This window comes from Rhizobium lusitanum (genome assembly GCF_014189535.1).
Classification (GTDB): domain Bacteria; phylum Pseudomonadota; class Alphaproteobacteria; order Rhizobiales; family Rhizobiaceae; genus Rhizobium; species Rhizobium lusitanum_C.
Genome location: NZ_CP050308.1, coordinates 2,138,791 through 2,153,555 on the forward strand (window position 1 = coordinate 2,138,791; position 14,765 = coordinate 2,153,555).

Annotated in this window: 16 protein-coding genes; 5 read left to right on the plus strand and 11 right to left on the minus strand. The window is 60.4% G+C overall.

Features of this window, described 5'->3' with window-relative positions:
- Positions 1–15: 15 nt before the first annotated feature.
- Together HB780_RS24145 and HB780_RS24150 are read right to left on the minus strand one after the other, a co-directional pair.
- Positions 16–846, minus strand: a complete 831-nt coding sequence (locus HB780_RS24145; RefSeq protein ID WP_183689885.1) for an aldo/keto reductase — start codon at positions 844–846, stop codon at positions 16–18.
- A gap of 150 nt (positions 847–996) precedes the next feature.
- Complete coding sequence (locus HB780_RS24150) at positions 997–1,545, minus strand: L,D-transpeptidase family protein (protein WP_183689886.1); 549 nt, start codon at positions 1,543–1,545, stop codon at positions 997–999.
- Between the two features lie 148 nt (positions 1,546–1,693).
- Between HB780_RS24150 and HB780_RS24155 the strand changes: the two genes are divergently transcribed.
- A complete protein-coding gene (locus HB780_RS24155; RefSeq protein WP_183689887.1) occupies positions 1,694–2,377 on the plus strand; it encodes a response regulator transcription factor in 684 nt (227 codons plus the stop codon).
- 9 nt (positions 2,378–2,386) lie between these two features.
- On the plus strand, positions 2,387–2,842 hold the full coding sequence (locus HB780_RS24160; protein ID WP_183689888.1) for a cyclic nucleotide-binding domain-containing protein: 456 nt from the start codon (positions 2,387–2,389) through the stop codon (positions 2,840–2,842).
- A gap of 221 nt (positions 2,843–3,063) precedes the next feature.
- Here the strand turns inward: HB780_RS24160 and HB780_RS24165 are convergent, their stop codons facing one another.
- From HB780_RS24165 to tesB, 6 genes are all read right to left on the minus strand, one after another.
- Positions 3,064–3,867 carry an exodeoxyribonuclease III gene (locus HB780_RS24165; RefSeq protein ID WP_183689889.1) on the minus strand — a complete coding sequence of 268 codons (804 nt, stop codon included), beginning with the start codon at positions 3,865–3,867 and terminating at the stop codon, positions 3,064–3,066.
- Positions 3,868–3,972: 105 nt separating this feature from the next.
- Positions 3,973–4,617, minus strand: coding sequence for an outer-membrane lipoprotein carrier protein LolA (locus HB780_RS24170; protein ID WP_183689890.1), 645 nt, complete (start codon positions 4,615–4,617; stop codon positions 3,973–3,975).
- 137 nt (positions 4,618–4,754) lie between these two features.
- Positions 4,755–7,421, minus strand: a complete 2,667-nt coding sequence (locus HB780_RS24175) for an FtsK/SpoIIIE family DNA translocase (RefSeq protein ID WP_183689891.1) — start codon at positions 7,419–7,421, stop codon at positions 4,755–4,757.
- 284 nt (positions 7,422–7,705) lie between these two features.
- Positions 7,706–9,067, minus strand: a complete 1,362-nt coding sequence (locus HB780_RS24180) for an ammonium transporter (protein ID WP_183689892.1) — start codon at positions 9,065–9,067, stop codon at positions 7,706–7,708.
- Between the two features lie 28 nt (positions 9,068–9,095).
- Complete coding sequence (locus HB780_RS24185; protein WP_012652738.1) at positions 9,096–9,446, minus strand: P-II family nitrogen regulator; 351 nt, start codon at positions 9,444–9,446, stop codon at positions 9,096–9,098.
- A gap of 213 nt (positions 9,447–9,659) precedes the next feature.
- Positions 9,660–10,544: an acyl-CoA thioesterase II gene (gene tesB / locus HB780_RS24190; protein WP_183689893.1), complete on the minus strand. Its 885-nt coding sequence runs from the start codon at positions 10,542–10,544 to the stop codon at positions 9,660–9,662.
- An 83-nt stretch (positions 10,545–10,627) separates the two neighbouring features.
- Between tesB and HB780_RS24195 the strand changes: the two genes are divergently transcribed.
- A complete protein-coding gene (locus HB780_RS24195; protein ID WP_183689894.1) occupies positions 10,628–11,842 on the plus strand; it encodes a ubiquinone biosynthesis hydroxylase in 1,215 nt (404 codons plus the stop codon).
- 89 nt (positions 11,843–11,931) lie between these two features.
- On the opposite strand, the gene HB780_RS24200 is transcribed toward HB780_RS24195, so the two are convergent.
- On the minus strand, positions 11,932–12,312 hold the full coding sequence (locus HB780_RS24200; RefSeq protein ID WP_183689895.1) for a winged helix-turn-helix transcriptional regulator: 381 nt from the start codon (positions 12,310–12,312) through the stop codon (positions 11,932–11,934).
- A gap of 155 nt (positions 12,313–12,467) precedes the next feature.
- Here HB780_RS24200 and HB780_RS24205 point away from each other — a divergent pair, with 155 nt between their 5' ends.
- Positions 12,468–12,860 (plus strand): DoxX family protein, encoded by a 393-nt coding sequence (locus HB780_RS24205; protein ID WP_183689896.1) that lies wholly within the window; start codon positions 12,468–12,470, stop codon positions 12,858–12,860.
- A gap of 40 nt (positions 12,861–12,900) precedes the next feature.
- The gene (locus HB780_RS24210; protein ID WP_183689897.1) at positions 12,901–13,647 is read left to right on the plus strand and encodes an SDR family NAD(P)-dependent oxidoreductase; all 747 of its coding nucleotides are present in this window, start codon (positions 12,901–12,903) and stop codon (positions 13,645–13,647) included.
- An 83-nt stretch (positions 13,648–13,730) separates the two neighbouring features.
- Here the strand turns inward: HB780_RS24210 and HB780_RS24215 are convergent, their stop codons facing one another.
- Positions 13,731–13,919 carry a Trm112 family protein gene (locus tag HB780_RS24215; RefSeq protein WP_047466290.1) on the minus strand — a complete coding sequence of 63 codons (189 nt, stop codon included), beginning with the start codon at positions 13,917–13,919 and terminating at the stop codon, positions 13,731–13,733.
- Positions 13,920–13,927: 8 nt separating this feature from the next.
- Positions 13,928–14,587: an LON peptidase substrate-binding domain-containing protein gene (locus HB780_RS24220; RefSeq protein WP_183689898.1), complete on the minus strand. Its 660-nt coding sequence runs from the start codon at positions 14,585–14,587 to the stop codon at positions 13,928–13,930.
- Positions 14,588–14,765 lie beyond the last annotated feature (178 nt).

Here is a 14,765-nt window from a genome sequence, read left to right on the forward strand (position 1 = left end):
AACCCTATCGTCCGCTCAGAACGTCGCCGTCACCGGGTCCGGCCCGATGCGTCCGCCGGCCGAATCCAGCTTGGCAATCTCCGCCAGATCCTCAGCGTCGAGCTTGAAGTCGAACACCTTCAGGTTCTCCTCGATGCGGCTCGGGGTCACGGATTTCGGGATGACGATCAGGCCGTTGTCGATGTGCCAGCGGATGATCACCTGGGCCGGCGTGCGGCCGTGCTTGGCGGCGACCTTGCTGATCACGGCATTGGTCAGAAGCTTGCCCTGGCCGAGCGGGCTCCAGGACTGTGTCTTGATGCCGAGCTTTTCATGTACCTCGCGGAGTGCCTTCTGCTGGAAGGTCGGGTGCAGCTCGATCTGGTTCAGCACTGGTGTTACGCCGGTTTCGCCGATGATGCGGTCGAGATGCTCCTTGGCGAAGTTAGAAACGCCGATAGAGCGAGCGCGGCCCTCTTCCTTGAGACGCAGGAAAGCCTTCCAGGTATCGACGTAGAGGTCACGACGCGGAGCCGGCCAATGGATGAGATAGAGGTCGACATAATCCGTGCCGAGCCGCTTCAGGCTTGCGTCGAAGGCCTTCAGGGTCGAGTCAAAACCCTGGGCTTCGTTCCAGAGCTTGGTGGTGAGGAAGATATCCTTACGGGCAACGCCGGACTGGCGAATGCCTTCGCCAACACCGTCTTCGTTCTCATAGATGGCGGCGGTGTCGACGTGGCGATAGCCGGCCTTCAATGCGGTGCTGACCGCCGAGGGCGCAACGTTTTCCGGCGTCTGCCAGACACCAAGGCCGACCTGCGGAATGGAATTGCCGTCGTTGAAAGTGATTGTCGATTGAGTGGTCACGATAGTCTCCAAAATGACTTGGGCGTGGATGGAGTGAGGCGTCTACGAACCCGAACGACAAACCTGGGATTTCCCCGCGCATCGCAACCGATGCGCCCTCCGGAAACCTATATAAGGCGGGACTGTCCGATTATCACCCCGGCATGACCATCAAAGGACGCGAACTGTCGTGCCCTTCCGCAAAAAGCCGATGATGCGTTGCATGTCCTTGAGGCTGACGGCGATACAGCCGGCGGTCGGCTCGTAGCCGGGCTTGATCAGATGGAAGAAGATGGCCGAGCCCCGGTGGCGCCGGCGCGAGCTTATGTTCCAGTCGAGCACCAGGCAGATGTCATAGAGCCCATCGCGCCGCCGCATCTGCTCATGGCTCGGCTTGAACGGCGCCTTGACGAGCCTGTTGTAATTGGCGTCCTCCGGCTGGTCGCACCAGAGCATGTCCTTGTGGATACGCCGCATCGGCAAGGGAGTGCGCAGGAAGCGGACATGATCGCCGCGCGTGAAGCCGTACAGGAGCTTCATGGACGCAATCGGCGTAGCCCCATCCCCCTCGCGCTTCAGCACGCTACGACCGGACCGGCCGATTGCCGCCGGCACCGTCAGCGGCCCAAGCTGCACCAGCGCCCGCGTCGGCTTTCCCGGTGCGGGGCGCACAACGATTGTAGAAGCGGCCCGCCTACCGCCTACCCTTGTTTTTTCCATTTTTCTCACATGTTTTTGCTTTGCACGTGATTTGATTTGAAATCATAGCAGTTTCAACTGGACGACCAAGCCTGAGCCGCCTCCCGACTTGCTAAAAACGCAATTTGGCGTAGGACTTGGGAGGCAAACGAACGAGGACCGGAACGGCATGACCGCACGCACCATTCTACTGGTGGATGATGATAACGACCTGCGCGAGATGTTGGTCGAGCAATTGTCGCTTTACGAGGAATTCACGGTTCTGCAGGAAGTGAACGCCGGCAAGGGCGTGCAGGCTGCGCGCGCCGCCCCCGTCGATCTCCTGATCATGGATGTCGGCCTGCCGGATATGGATGGCCGCGAAGCCGTGAAGCTCCTGCGCAAGGGTGGCTTCAAGTCACCGATCATCATGCTGACCGGTCACGACACCGATTCCGACACTATCCTCGGCCTCGAAGCCGGCGCCAACGATTACGTCACAAAGCCGTTCCGCTTCGCCGTGCTGCTCGCCCGCATCCGCGCGCAGCTTCGTCAGCATGAGCAGAGCGAGGACGCGACCTTCACCGTCGGCCGTTATCTCTTCAAGCCGAGCCAGAAGCTCCTGACCACGGAAGACGGCCAAAAGATCCGCCTGACGGAAAAGGAAGCGGCGATCATCCGCTATCTCTACCGCGCCGACCAGAAGGTCGTCACCCGCGACATCCTTCTCGAAGAGGTCTGGGGCTATAATTCCGGCGTCACCACCCACACGCTCGAAACCCACGTCTATCGCCTGCGCCAGAAGATCGAGCGCGATCCTTCCAATGCCGAAATTCTGGTAACGGAAAACGGCGGCTACAAGATTATTCCATAGGCGATCCATATGGCGCTCACCGACGATATCCGCCTGCTGTCGCAACTGCCGCTATTTCACGGCATGGGCGAAGAGCCGTTGCGGCTGATCGCCTTCGGTGCCGATCGTCGTCACGTCACGCCGGGCCAGACCCTGTTTAGGGAAAAGTCGCCGGCCGAATGCGCCTATGTGGTCATCCACGGCAGTTTCGAGCTCAGCACCGTCGATGCCGCCGGACAGTCAAAGGTCGAAGCCACCGTGCAGGCCGGCACCATGCTGTCCGAGCTGGCGCTGGTGACGCTGGTGGAACGTAAATATACCGCCGTGGCGTTGGAAGATTCCGATGTCATCCGTATCACACGGGCGCTGTTTCACCGGCTGATCGAGGAATATCCCGACGCCGGCCTGCTGATCCAGAATCGCATCCGAGAAAGTTTCGCTGCCCTCGCCAGGCAAACGGCAGCGCTGCTCGGGCGCTTTTCCTGAGACTCGGGCCTTGGCGGCTGCCGAGGCCGACCCTCGTGGTTCGAGGCTCCGGCCCCTTCGACAGGCTCAGGAGCCTGCGCACCTCACCATGAGGGCGGGGCGAGCTACATGCTCATCATCAGGGCCGATGGTCTCGCCCAGCCGCGAGATTCTCACCACCTCATCCTGAGGAGCGGAAGCCGAAGGCTGGAGCCTCGAAGGATCGAGGTGGCCCCAATGTCTCAAAGATTGAAATGCGCGGTCACCGGCACATGGTCGGACGGGCGATCCCAGCCTCGGGCGGCCTTCAGGATATCGATGCGCTGTAGCAGCGGGCCGAGATCGGATGAGGACCAGATGTGGTCGAGACGACGGCCGCGATCGGCCGCTTCCCAATCCTTGGCGCGATAGCTCCACCACGTATAGAGCTTCTCGCTCTCCGGCACATTCTGGCGCATCAGATCGAGCCAGGCGCCGCGCTTCATCACTTCGATGAGCCCATCGGTCTCGACAGGCGTATGGCTGACGATCTTCAAAAGCTGCTTGTGCGACCAGACGTCGTGCTCGAACGGCGCGATGTTGAGGTCACCGACGAGGATGGCGGAGGTGTTCTGCTCGGCATTGGCATGCAGGTGCTTCATCTCCTCGATGAAATCGAGCTTGTGGCCGAACTTCGGATTGATCGTCCGGTCCGGCTCATCGCCGCCGGCAGGAACATAGAAATTATGCACACGGATGCGCCGGCCGCCGCGCTCGAAGATCGCCGAGATATGCCTGCTGTCGCCAACATTGCAATAATCCTGCCGATGATCCTCGGTCAGCGGAATGCGCGAGGCTATGGCGACGCCATGATAGCCCTTCTGGCCGTGAATGATGATGTGCTCGTAGCCGAGCGCTCTCAGCGGCGCATAGGGAAAGAGCTCATTCACAACCTTGGTCTCTTGCAGGCAGAGAATATCGGGCTGGGACTGCATCAGGAACTGCTCGACGATCGGCATGCGCAGCCGCACCGAATTGATGTTCCAGGTCGCTATCGAAAATCCCATGCCCAAAGCCCTTATCCTCTAGTCAGGATAAGGCTTTAGACCGGCTTTGAGCGAAAGGAAAGCGCCATTCGGCGCTTCCCCTGTTGCCAAGGATGGAGACGGCAATCAGCGCGTATAGTCGATGCGGAAGACGCTATCGTCGAAGGCAACATTGGGCTTCACATTGTTGATGATGACGTCTGTTGTCTTGCCCTGAGGGTCGATCACCGTCCACTGGCGCAGGTCGAAGGTCTTTGAATCGAAGAGCATGGCGATGGTCGAATCACCGAAGACGGTACGGTTGCCGAGCGTGATCTTGGTGAGATCCGACTGCGACTCGACACCGCGCACCATGTCGGCGGAAAGGTCGATCTTGTTGGCGAGCAGCAAGCTCAGCGGCGTCTTCGACAGCTGATACATGTTCTTCGTCCGCGTCTGGTCGTTGATGACCTGGACGTTGTTGCCGTCACAGATGACGCGCATGCGCGATGGCGGATCGTAGTTGAAGCGCATCTTGCCGGGACGCTGGATGAAAAAGCTGCCGCTCACCTGGTCGCCGCGCGGCCCGATTTGCAGGAAGCCGCCCTTCATGGACTTGATCGACGAGAAATGATCGGCGATCTGCTGCGCCAAGCCGGGATTGAGGGATGCAGTCTGCGCGAAGACGGCGACAGGCGCCATGCTTGCCGCCCCCGCAGCCACGACAGCGCCAAGGAAATGGCGGCGGGTCAAGGTCAGGCGGGACGAGGGCAGCGCATCGGTCTTTTTCATCGAATTCTCCTTCATGCTTTGTCCATGGCGCGCAAAATCGGCGTCTTCATGGCGCGACGGCCCATGCTCGATTATGGGCCGCGATCAAATTTCCCTGAACATAGCCGGGATATACGACGTGAAAAGGGCCTGTGGCCTCAGCGATCCAGAATATCCGCCTTGGTAGGAACGAGGATTTCGCGCTTGCCGGCATGGTTGGCCGGGCCAATCACGCCTTCTTCCTCCATGCGCTCAATCAGCGAGGCAGCACGGTTATAGCCGATGCCGAGGCGGCGCTGGATGTAGGAGGTCGAGGCCTTGCCGTCGCTAAGAACGATCGCAACCGCCTGATCGTAAGGGTCGTCCGAATCGGCAAGATTGGCCGTGCCCGCCGGGCCGTGACCATCCTCGTCGTCCTCATCATCGGCGGTGATCGCGTCGAGATATTGCGGTGAGCCTTGCGTCTTCAGATAGGAGACGATGTCCTCCACCTCGCCATCGGCAACGAACGGGCCGTGGACGCGCTGGATGCGCCCGCCGCCTGCCATATAGAGCATGTCGCCCATGCCGAGGAGTTGTTCAGCGCCCTGCTCGCCAAGGATAGTGCGGCTGTCGATCTTCGAGGTCACCTGGAAGGAAATACGCGTCGGGAAGTTCGCTTTGATCGTGCCGGTGATGACGTCAACGGAGGGACGCTGTGTCGCCATGATCACATGGATGCCGGCCGCACGCGCCATCTGCGCCAGGCGCTGCACCGCGCCTTCGATGTCCTTGCCCGCCACCATCATCAGGTCGGCCATTTCGTCGATGATGACGACGATATAAGGCATGGGCTTTAGGTCGAATTCTTCGGTCTCGTAGATCGCCTCGCCCGTCTGGCGATCGAAACCGGTCTGGACGGTGCGACTGATCGCTTCGCCCTTGGCGACGGCCTGCTCGACGCGGGTGTTGAAGCCATCGATGTTGCGCACGCCGATCTTCGACATCTTCTTGTAGCGCTCTTCCATCTCGCGGACGGTCCATTTCAGCGCGACGACGGCCTTCTTCGGATCGGTGACGACTGGCGAGAGCAGATGCGGAATGCCGTCATAAACGGAAAGTTCCAGCATCTTCGGGTCGATCATGATCAGGCGGCACTGTTCCGGTGACAACCGGTAGAGCAGCGACAGGATCATCGTATTGATGGCGACGGATTTGCCCGAGCCGGTGGTGCCGGCAACGAGCAGATGTGGCATCTTGGCAAGATCGGCAATGACAGGCTCACCGCCGATGGTCTTGCCGAGCGCCATGGCAAGCTTGGCCTTGGATGTTTCAAAATCGCGGCTGGCGATGAGTTCGCGCAGATAGACGGTTTCGCGCGTTGAATTCGGCAGTTCGATGCCGATGGCGTTGCGGCCGGGAACGACGGCGACGCGGGCGGCGATCGCGCTCATCGAACGGGCGATATCGTCGGCAAGGCCGATGACACGCGAGGATTTGATGCCCGGAGCGGGTTCCAGCTCATAAAGGGTGACCACCGGGCCGGGGCGGACATGGATGATCTCACCCTTGACGCCGAAGTCCTCGAGCACGCCTTCCAGCATGCGGGCATTCTGCTCCAGCGCATCGGAGGACAAGGTCGCGTCCCGCACGATGGTCTTCGGCTCGGCAAGCAGGTGCACGGCCGGAAGCTGGAAGCCGTAAGAGCGGATGAAGGAGGTCTGCGCCTCGCGCTCGGCACGCGCGCCGGGCTTCGGTCGCGGGGCGGCGGGAATGACGCGGGGGCCGGCCGGAGCACCGGAAGCTTTCGACGAAGCGGCGCGCAGTGCCCACTCGTCTTCCTCGTCATCCGGCAGGATACCGGCCGGACGTGGCGGATCGCGCTCGTAGGACGCATCCTCGTCATCGTCGTCGTCACCCATGCTGATCGACGGCGGGGATACCACGCGGCGCTGAGCCGAGCCGCCGTCCAGCGACGGTTCGACACGCTCGCCCCGGACAACCGGAGTCTTGGCACGAGCCGGCTCGTTCAGCGTGCCGAATTCGTCATCGTTGAAGTCGTAGGGCGCGTCGAAGGCATGATCACGCCGCTTGCGCGGACCCATGCCGAACAGGCGCCGAAGGCGGGCATGCGCATTATACCAGGAATGCATGAGGGCGCCGAAGGCCATGAAGCCGCCACGGTCGTCATCCTCGTCGTCATCGCCGACGCTGCGGGCGCGGCTCTGCGTTTCCTCGTAGTCCTCATCACTCTCCTCGTCTTCCGGCAGGCTACGGCCGACCAGGCCAGCGGCAAACAGCATGAGCCAGGCAGCTGGGATCGCGAGGACTGTACCAAACACAGTGGCAAAGACGCCGCTCGGATAGGTGCCTATGAAAAGAGCGGGAAAACGCAGAAGAATATCGCCAATGACGCCGCCAATACCATTGGGGATCGGCCAGGTCGGAGGGGCAGGGAAACAGGCGATGGAACCGGCGGCAATGATGGAGCCACCGACCCACGCACCGAGCCGGGCCGGTAGCCGATGGATCTTGCGGTTGGAAATAAGCGCGAAAGCCCAGGCAACGATGGGCAACAGCACGACGACGCAGGCAAGGCCGAGCGCCTGCATCAGAATGTCGGCGAAGGCAGCACCCGGAAAGCCCAATATGTTCGTCGGCGCATTGCTTGTGGCGTAGGAATAGCTGGGATCCATGACGTTCCAGGTCGCCAGGGCGGCGACCGCGAGCGCCAGCAGGAACAGCAGCGCGAAGCCGATAAGGCCCCTCACCTGCCGCCAAACCACGCCCGAAAGCGAGAAACGGTCGGGGGAACCGCCTAGCGCTGCCGAATTGCTTCTGCCCATGATATCCAGCCCGTTCGTTGTCGAAGGCACGCGCGAATCGGCGTCATGCCACTCACCCAGTACGTCACCTCTACCTAATCAGAGGAGAGTTAATGGCATGTTAACCATGCAGGCGCAGGCGGGCTTATCAACGAATTTATGGCTGTCTGGCGAACGGGCTGACCGGCATAAAAAAGGCCCGAACCAAGGTCCGGGCCAAGAGCGGCTTACTTTTGATGAAATAGGCCGCGACGGGATATTCAGCAGCGCCGGGGGAACTTTGCCCCGGCGCTGCAAGCCTGTGATTAGGAGTTGTGGTAGGCAGCTTCGCCGTGGGACGCGAGGTCGAGACCTTCGCGTTCGGCTTCCGGTGCCACACGCAGGCCGATGATAACATCGACGACCTTGTAGAGAATGGCCGAACCGATACCGCACCACAGGATGGTAGTGACGACTGCGGTGACCTGAACCATGAACTGGCTGCTCATGGTGACACCTTCTGCATAGCCGATGCCGCCGAGCGATGCGCTGGCGAAAATACCGGTCGCCAGAGCGCCGAAAATACCACCGACGCAGTGTACGCCGAAAACGTCGGCCGTATCGTCGTAGCCGAACTTGTTCTTCACCACGGAGACGAAGAAGTAGCATAGCGGGGAGACGATCAGGCCCATGACGATCGCGCCCATCGGGCCGGCGATACCGGCGGCAGGCGTGATGGCGACGAGACCGGCAACCATACCCGAAGCGCCGCCGAGCATGGAGGCCTTGCCGCGGGTGAAGGTTTCAACAACCGACCAGGAGATGATGGCGGCTGCCGTCGCGACAAAGGTGTTGACGGTGGCGAGCATCGCGCCGCCGGAAGCTTCGAGGTTCGAACCGGCGTTGAAGCCGAACCAACCAACCCAGAGCATGGAAGCACCGACCATGGTCAGCGTCATGGAATGCGGAGCCATCATGTCCTTGCCGAAGCCGACGCGCTTGCCGACCATGATGGCACCGACGATACCGGCGATACCGGCATTGATGTGAACGACCGTGCCGCCTGCGAAATCAAGCGCGCCCATCTTGAAGAGGAAGCCGTTTGAATCCCAGACCATGTGCGCGATCGGGAAGTAGACGAAGGTCGCCCAGAGTGCGCAGAAGAGAACCGATGCGCCAAACTTGATGCGCTCGGCGAAAGCGCCGATGATCAGGGCAGGCGTAATGGCCGCGAAGGTCATCTGGAACAGCATGAAGATGAATTCCGGAATGACGACGCCCTTGGAGAAGGTAGCCGCCGTCGTCGACGTCGAAACGCCGGACAGGAACATCTTGGCAGTGCCGCCCCAATACGGGCTGGTGCCGCCGCCGAAGGCGAAGGAATAGCCGTAGAAGACCCAGAGAAGCATGACGACCGCACCGATCATCGTGCACTGCATCAGCACGGACAGCATGTTCTTCGAACGGACGAGACCGCCGTAGAAAAGAGCCAGACCCGGAACCAGCATGAAGAGGACGAGGATGGTGGAGATGAACATGAAGGCGGTGTCGCCCTTGTCCGGAACCGGCGCGGCGGCAGCTGCGGCAGTGGCTGTAGCATCCTGCGCAAAGGCGATCGCCGGCGCCAGCAGGGCCGCAGAAAGCGTACCCACCCGTGCCAGAGTGGAGGAAAGCTTGGAAAACGTCATTGCAGATAACTCCCTGATCGGCCGTGTCTTACAGCGCTTCTGAATCGGTTTCGCCCGTACGGATGCGCACGGCATGGTCAATCGAAAAGACAAAAATCTTGCCGTCGCCGATCTGGCCGGTCTTGGCGGAGGATGCGATGGCCTCGACCGCCTTGTCGACGATTTCGGTTGCGACCGCGACTTCGATCTTCAGCTTCGGCAGGAAGCTGACGGCATATTCCGTGCCGCGATAGATTTCGGTATGCCCCTTCTGGCGCCCGTAACCCTTTACTTCGGTCACAGTCAGGCCCTGGATGCCGACAGCCGTAAGAGCCTCACGGACCTCATCGAGCTTGAACGGCTTGATAATGGCCATCACAATTTTCATCTGGTTTCCCATCCTTTGTTTACCCTCGGCGCGAAGCCGACTCTCCTTTGCCGCCGACATGTTTCAGCAGCGACCGGGGATACACATTCAAGGGACGTGCCAGATTCGTGACACAATTGTAACCAATTGAAATATAAGAGAATTACTTTGAGAACCCAATAAAGCGGCAGTTAGCGGCGCGGCGACCGCACAAATAAAGTGCAAATTTATAAATTTGCACTTTATTTAATCATTTGCCTTTTTACGAATCAGCCCCTCCTGCGTCACCGACGCAATCAGGACACCATTCCGCGTAAAAAGACTGCCGCGGGTGAAACCGCGCGCGCCAGAAGCGCTAGGGCTGTCCTGACTATAGAGCAGCCAATCGTCGAGCTTGCACGGATGATGAAACCACATGGCGTGATCGAGGCTTGCGACCTGCAGGCGCGGATCGAAGACCGAGGTTCCATGCACATGCAACGCCGCATCGAGCAGCGTCATATCCGAGAGATAGGCGAGCACCGCATTCTGATGGAGCCGGTCATCCGGCACCGGCCCGGTCAGGCGAACCCAGATATCCTGCCGTTGGCTCGGCCGCGAACGGGAGAAATAATCCTCAATGGAGACGGGCCGGATTTCGATCGCGCGCTTGCGTTCCCAGTAGCGGCGCACCGTCTCCGGCGCGTTGGCGAGGTAGCGCTCCTTGATCTGCTGCTCGTCCATCAGCTCCTCGGGAGCCGGCACTTTCGGCATCTCGCTCTGGTGCTCGAAGCCGGGCTCGTCGATCTGGAAGGAGGCCGTCAGTGCGAAGATCGCCTTGCCGTGCTGGATCGCCAGAACGCGGCGGGTGTTGAAGCTTGCGCCGTCGCGCAGCCGGTCGACCTGATAGACGATCGGCACGCTCGGATCGCCGGGAAGCATGAAATAGGCATGCAGGGAATGCGCAAAACGATCGCCCGCCACTGTCCTCTGCGCCGCCATCAGCGCCTGGCCGATGACCTGGCCGCCGAAGACGCGCTGCCAGCCGACCTGCGGGCTGTTGCCGCGAAACAGGTTCACCTCGATCGTTTCGAGATCCAGTGTCGCGAGCGTGACTTGCATGGCGGTCGACTTCTCATTCTCACGCGACATTTTGAATGAACTCCAACGGTAGGAACGACGAACGGGATGTTCTATATAGAACAGGAAGTGACAGTAGGACACAGGGAAGCGCTATGTTGGACATGCTGGTAGTGGGTGGCGGTTATGTGGGTCTTGCCGCCGCGGTCGCCGTCAAGCAGGCAGCCCCCCATCTCGACGTTATGGTCGTCGAGGCCGCCCCGGAAACCACCTGGAAGAAGGACACACGCGCCTCGGCGATCATCGCCGCCGCCTCGAAGATGCTGGAGGTCTTCGGCGTCTGGAATGAGATCGAACCGGAAGCGCAGCCGATCACCCGCATGATCGTCACTGATTCGCGCACCAGCGATCCCGTGCGCCCGGTATTCCTCACCTTCGACGGCGAAGTTACGGAAGGCCAGCCCTTTGCCCATATGATCCCGAACGTCGCCATGGTCGGCGCGCTCCGCGGCGCCTGTCAGCGCCTCGGCATCGCTATCCGCCACGGCGTCAGCGCGACGGACTTCAAGACGGAGGACGCCGGTGTCACGCTGACGCTCTCGGACGGCAGCACGCTGGAAACGCGGCTGCTGGTCGCCTGCGACGGCGTGCGCTCCAAGCTGCGCGACATGGCCGGCATCAAGACGGTGAACTGGAACTACGGCCAGTCCGGCATCGTCGTCACCGTCGAGCACGAGCGGCCACACAATGGCTGCGCCGAGGAGCATTTCCTGCCCTCCGGCCCCTTCGCCATCCTGCCTTTGAAAAACAACCGCTCGTCGCTGGTCTGGACCGAACGCATCGCCGATGCCGACCGGCTGGTTGCCTCAGACGATTTGATATTCGAGGAAGAACTGGAGCGCCGTTTCGGCCACAAGCTCGGCGCGCTGCGCACGATCGGCGACCGCCGCGCCTTCCCGCTCGGCCTGACGCTTGCCCGCGCCTTCGTCGCGCCGCGCTTCGCGCTTGCCGGCGACGCGGCCCACGGCATTCACCCGATCTCCGGCCAGGGCCTCAATCTCGGCTTCAAGGATGTGGCGGCATTGGCCGAAACCGTGGTCGAAGCCGACCGTCTCGGCCTCGATATCGGCTCGATCAACACTCTCGAGCGCTACCAGACCTGGCGGCGCTTCGACACCTTCCGCATGGGGGTGACAACCGACGTGCTGAACCGGCTGTTTTCCAACGACATCACGCCCGTGCGCGTCGCCCGTGATTTCGGCCTCGGCCTCGTCGATCGCCTGCCGAAGCTGAAATCCTTCTTCATCGGCCAGGCAGCCGGCACCACCACCAAGGACAATCCAAGGCTGCTGGCGGGCGAGACGATTTGAACGGCTAGAGCCGAAGAAAGCACGTTTCGGTAGCAGCGCCCTGAACCGATAAATGCAAGAACTGCTTTGCCGATCGTCTCCACGGTCGTTCAAGCATTTCTGGCTTTCCGGCCACGCCCGCTCAGTTTCGCCGGAACGCTCTTTCCGTATTCACTCCACCAGGCTGCCAAAGCCTCCATTGTGGGGCCAAGCCCCCGTGCCTTCTGCGTGATCTCATATTCGACGCGTGGAGGAACCTCCGCAAAGACCGTACGTGACACGAGCCCGTCCGCTTCGAGTTCGCGGAGTTGTGCCGTCAGCATGTGCTGGGTGATGCCGGGAATGGCCTTTCTCAGCTCTCCAAACCTGTAGATTCTCTGATTGAGAAGCCACATGATTTCGAGCTTCCACTTGCCGGAAAGCAGCGCGAAGGCGCGCCGCATTTCCTCGTGCATATTGATTTCTTCATCAGCCATAGTCTGCTTTTCCATACTAACAGCAAGTAATTCATCCTACTTGCAATTATCGATCTTAGACGACATTTTCCAGTCATGTACCAGGGAGCGCAGTAAAACCACCTCCAGCATCAAACGATATACTCAACAAATAAGAATGTTGCTGGGATACCGGCAGCAAGGATGAGATCATGACTGAATATTATGCATACTGGATCAGCACAGCACTATTGTCCCTGCTTTATCTGACTTCAGCCTTCATGTACGCCACCAAAGGAGACTGGGTTCACCGGGTTCTGGCAGAACTCGGGTACAACGCTGCCTTCCTCGTGCCGTTCATGATCGTTGTAAAGGTTCTCGGTCCCGTCGCAATCCTTTCACGCGTCAGCGTTCCGCTCAGCGATCTCGCTTACGCCGGCATTTTCTTTCACCTGCTGCTCTCCGGCCTGGCACATCTCGGTGTTCGCAAGCCCGCCGGCGCTCTGCCCGCGGCAATTGGCCTGGCCCTCCTCGTGACCTCGTTCGTTACTCAGAATGATGCCCGAGATGTGCCATCCCCTTACGTCCACGTTGCGATGCGCTGACACAGCGACAATCACAAACCTCAACCAAATGGAGATGAATATGGGTCGACTCAATGGAAAAGTCGCGATCGTCACGGGCGCAAGCCGTGGCATAGGCCGCGCCACTGCAAAGCTGCTTGCAGCCGAATGTGCCAAGGTCGCAGTTCTTTCGCGAACGTCCGAAAGCGTCGAACGCGTCGTTGCGGATATCGTTGAAGCGGGCGGTGCGGCGCTCGGTGTCATCTGCGACGTTGGCGAGGCCGATCAGATCGAGGCTGCGGTCGACAAGATCGTGGCCGCCTATGGTCGCATCGACATTCTCGTGAACAATGCATTCGATGGGTCTGTTGTCCTGTCCTCGGTCATCGACCTTTCAGTGGAGCAATTACAGCGGAACTTCGATACCGGCCCGATCGCATATCTGCGCTTCATGCAGGCCTGCTACCCTCACCTCAAGGAAAGTGGAGAGGGCCGGATCATCAACTTCGGCTCCATGGCTGGGACCCTCGGACTGGTCGGCTATGGTCCATACAATATGGCAAAGGAGGCCGTGCGTGCCCTGACCCGTACTGCGGCACGCGAATGGGGCGCGGACCTCATCACCGTGAACAATGTTCTGCCGGTCGCTGACACCTGGGGTGCGGCGGAAAAGGAAGTTCCTCCGCCAACCAACGCGCTCGCCCGTTTCGGCTCGCCGGAAGATGACATCGCCCCGGTCGTTCTGTTCCTCGCCAGCAAGGACTCACAGTTTATCACGGGGTACAGCCTCACCCCCGATGGCGGCGCAATCATCGACAGCGCTCGGTGACCCTCAGCAATCGGAGAGGCGTAGCGCGTGGTTGCGCCTCCTCAGCCATCCGGTCACATGCTCATTCCCAGAGAGAGCTGACCTCAATCTTCGATGCGACGCGCTTCCGAGATCAGCATAATCGGAATGCCGTCGCGGATCGGATAGGCGAGTCGCGCTTTTTCCGAGACCAGTTCGTTCTTCTCGCGGTCATAGCTCAGCGACCCCTTGGTGAGCGGGCAGACCAGCAGGTCGAGCAGTTTCGGGTCCACCTTGCTGACGGTGATGTCCATCGCAGATCCTATTGCAGTACGGAATCGGTGTCGCCGAAGCGAGCAAGCACGATTTCGATGATCGCGATGAAGGTTTCAGCTCTGGTCTTCAGGTCGGGCGCCTCCAGGAGCGCCTGTTTTTCGGCGGGCTCAAAGGGCGCCATCATCGCCAGCGAATTCACCAGCGTCATATTGCTGGCGCGCTCCACGCTCTGCCAATCCGCCTCCAGCTTGTTGGCATCGAGATAGGCGCGGAAGGCCGACAGCAGCGCAACGCGATCGACGCTATGCTCCTCGTCAGCCGACTTGAGATCGGCCATGAAGGGGGCAATACGGAAACTGCGATAGGGCTGATGGCCGGTGACCTCATCCATCAACCGGAAGCGGCAGATGCCGGTCAGCGATGTGATGTAGCGGCCATCGCCAGTCTCGGCGAAAGATGTGATGCGCCCCAAGCAGCCGACATGCGAAAGATTGGGCGTCTCCGGCGATTCGCCGAGCGCCGGCTGCACGATGCCGACCAGCCGGTTGCCGGCAATGGCAGCATCGAACATCGCGAGATAGCGCGGCTCGAAAATATTGAGCGGCAATTGCCCGGTAGGCAGAAGCAAGGCACCGGACAGGGGAAAGATGACCACCGTTTCCGGCAGGTCACCGGGCTTTAGATATCTGGCATTACCGACTTGCATGATTTCCGTCCCGCTACATCACTGTACCGCGTATCCCTTGAGAGACGCAGGAACGACGCTCGGCGGCGATTGCTCCATCCCACGCCGCACCACAGAACAGTGTGGCCTCGTCCTGCGAAAACACAAGAGTATTTCCGGGAAAAGGTCACAGCCTTTCGCTTTCCCGTCTAATCGAGAC

Coding starts and splice junctions, on each gene's coding strand:
- HB780_RS24160 (WP_183689888.1), top strand. CDS start 2,387: ATGGCGCTCACCGACGATATCCGCCTGCTGTCGCAACTGCCGCTATTT.
- HB780_RS24180 (WP_183689892.1), bottom strand. CDS start 9,067: ATGACGTTTTCCAAGCTTTCCTCCACTCTGGCACGGGTGGGTACGCTT.
- HB780_RS24220 (WP_183689898.1), bottom strand. CDS start 14,587: ATGCAAGTCGGTAATGCCAGATATCTAAAGCCCGGTGACCTGCCGGAA.
- HB780_RS24210 (WP_183689897.1), top strand. CDS start 12,901: ATGGGTCGACTCAATGGAAAAGTCGCGATCGTCACGGGCGCAAGCCGT.
- HB780_RS24185 (WP_012652738.1), bottom strand. CDS start 9,446: ATGGGAAACCAGATGAAAATTGTGATGGCCATTATCAAGCCGTTCAAG.
- HB780_RS24175 (WP_183689891.1), bottom strand. CDS start 7,421: ATGGGCAGAAGCAATTCGGCAGCGCTAGGCGGTTCCCCCGACCGTTTC.
- HB780_RS24155 (WP_183689887.1), top strand. CDS start 1,694: ATGACCGCACGCACCATTCTACTGGTGGATGATGATAACGACCTGCGC.
- HB780_RS24165 (WP_183689889.1), bottom strand. CDS start 3,867: ATGGGATTTTCGATAGCGACCTGGAACATCAATTCGGTGCGGCTGCGC.
- tesB (WP_183689893.1), bottom strand. CDS start 10,544: ATGTCGCGTGAGAATGAGAAGTCGACCGCCATGCAAGTCACGCTCGCG.
- HB780_RS24170 (WP_183689890.1), bottom strand. CDS start 4,617: ATGAAAAAGACCGATGCGCTGCCCTCGTCCCGCCTGACCTTGACCCGC.
- HB780_RS24150 (WP_183689886.1), bottom strand. CDS start 1,545: ATGGAAAAAACAAGGGTAGGCGGTAGGCGGGCCGCTTCTACAATCGTT.
- HB780_RS24215 (WP_047466290.1), bottom strand. CDS start 13,919: ATGGACATCACCGTCAGCAAGGTGGACCCGAAACTGCTCGACCTGCTG.
- HB780_RS24200 (WP_183689895.1), bottom strand. CDS start 12,312: ATGGAAAAGCAGACTATGGCTGATGAAGAAATCAATATGCACGAGGAA.
- HB780_RS24205 (WP_183689896.1), top strand. CDS start 12,468: ATGACTGAATATTATGCATACTGGATCAGCACAGCACTATTGTCCCTG.
- HB780_RS24195 (WP_183689894.1), top strand. CDS start 10,628: ATGTTGGACATGCTGGTAGTGGGTGGCGGTTATGTGGGTCTTGCCGCC.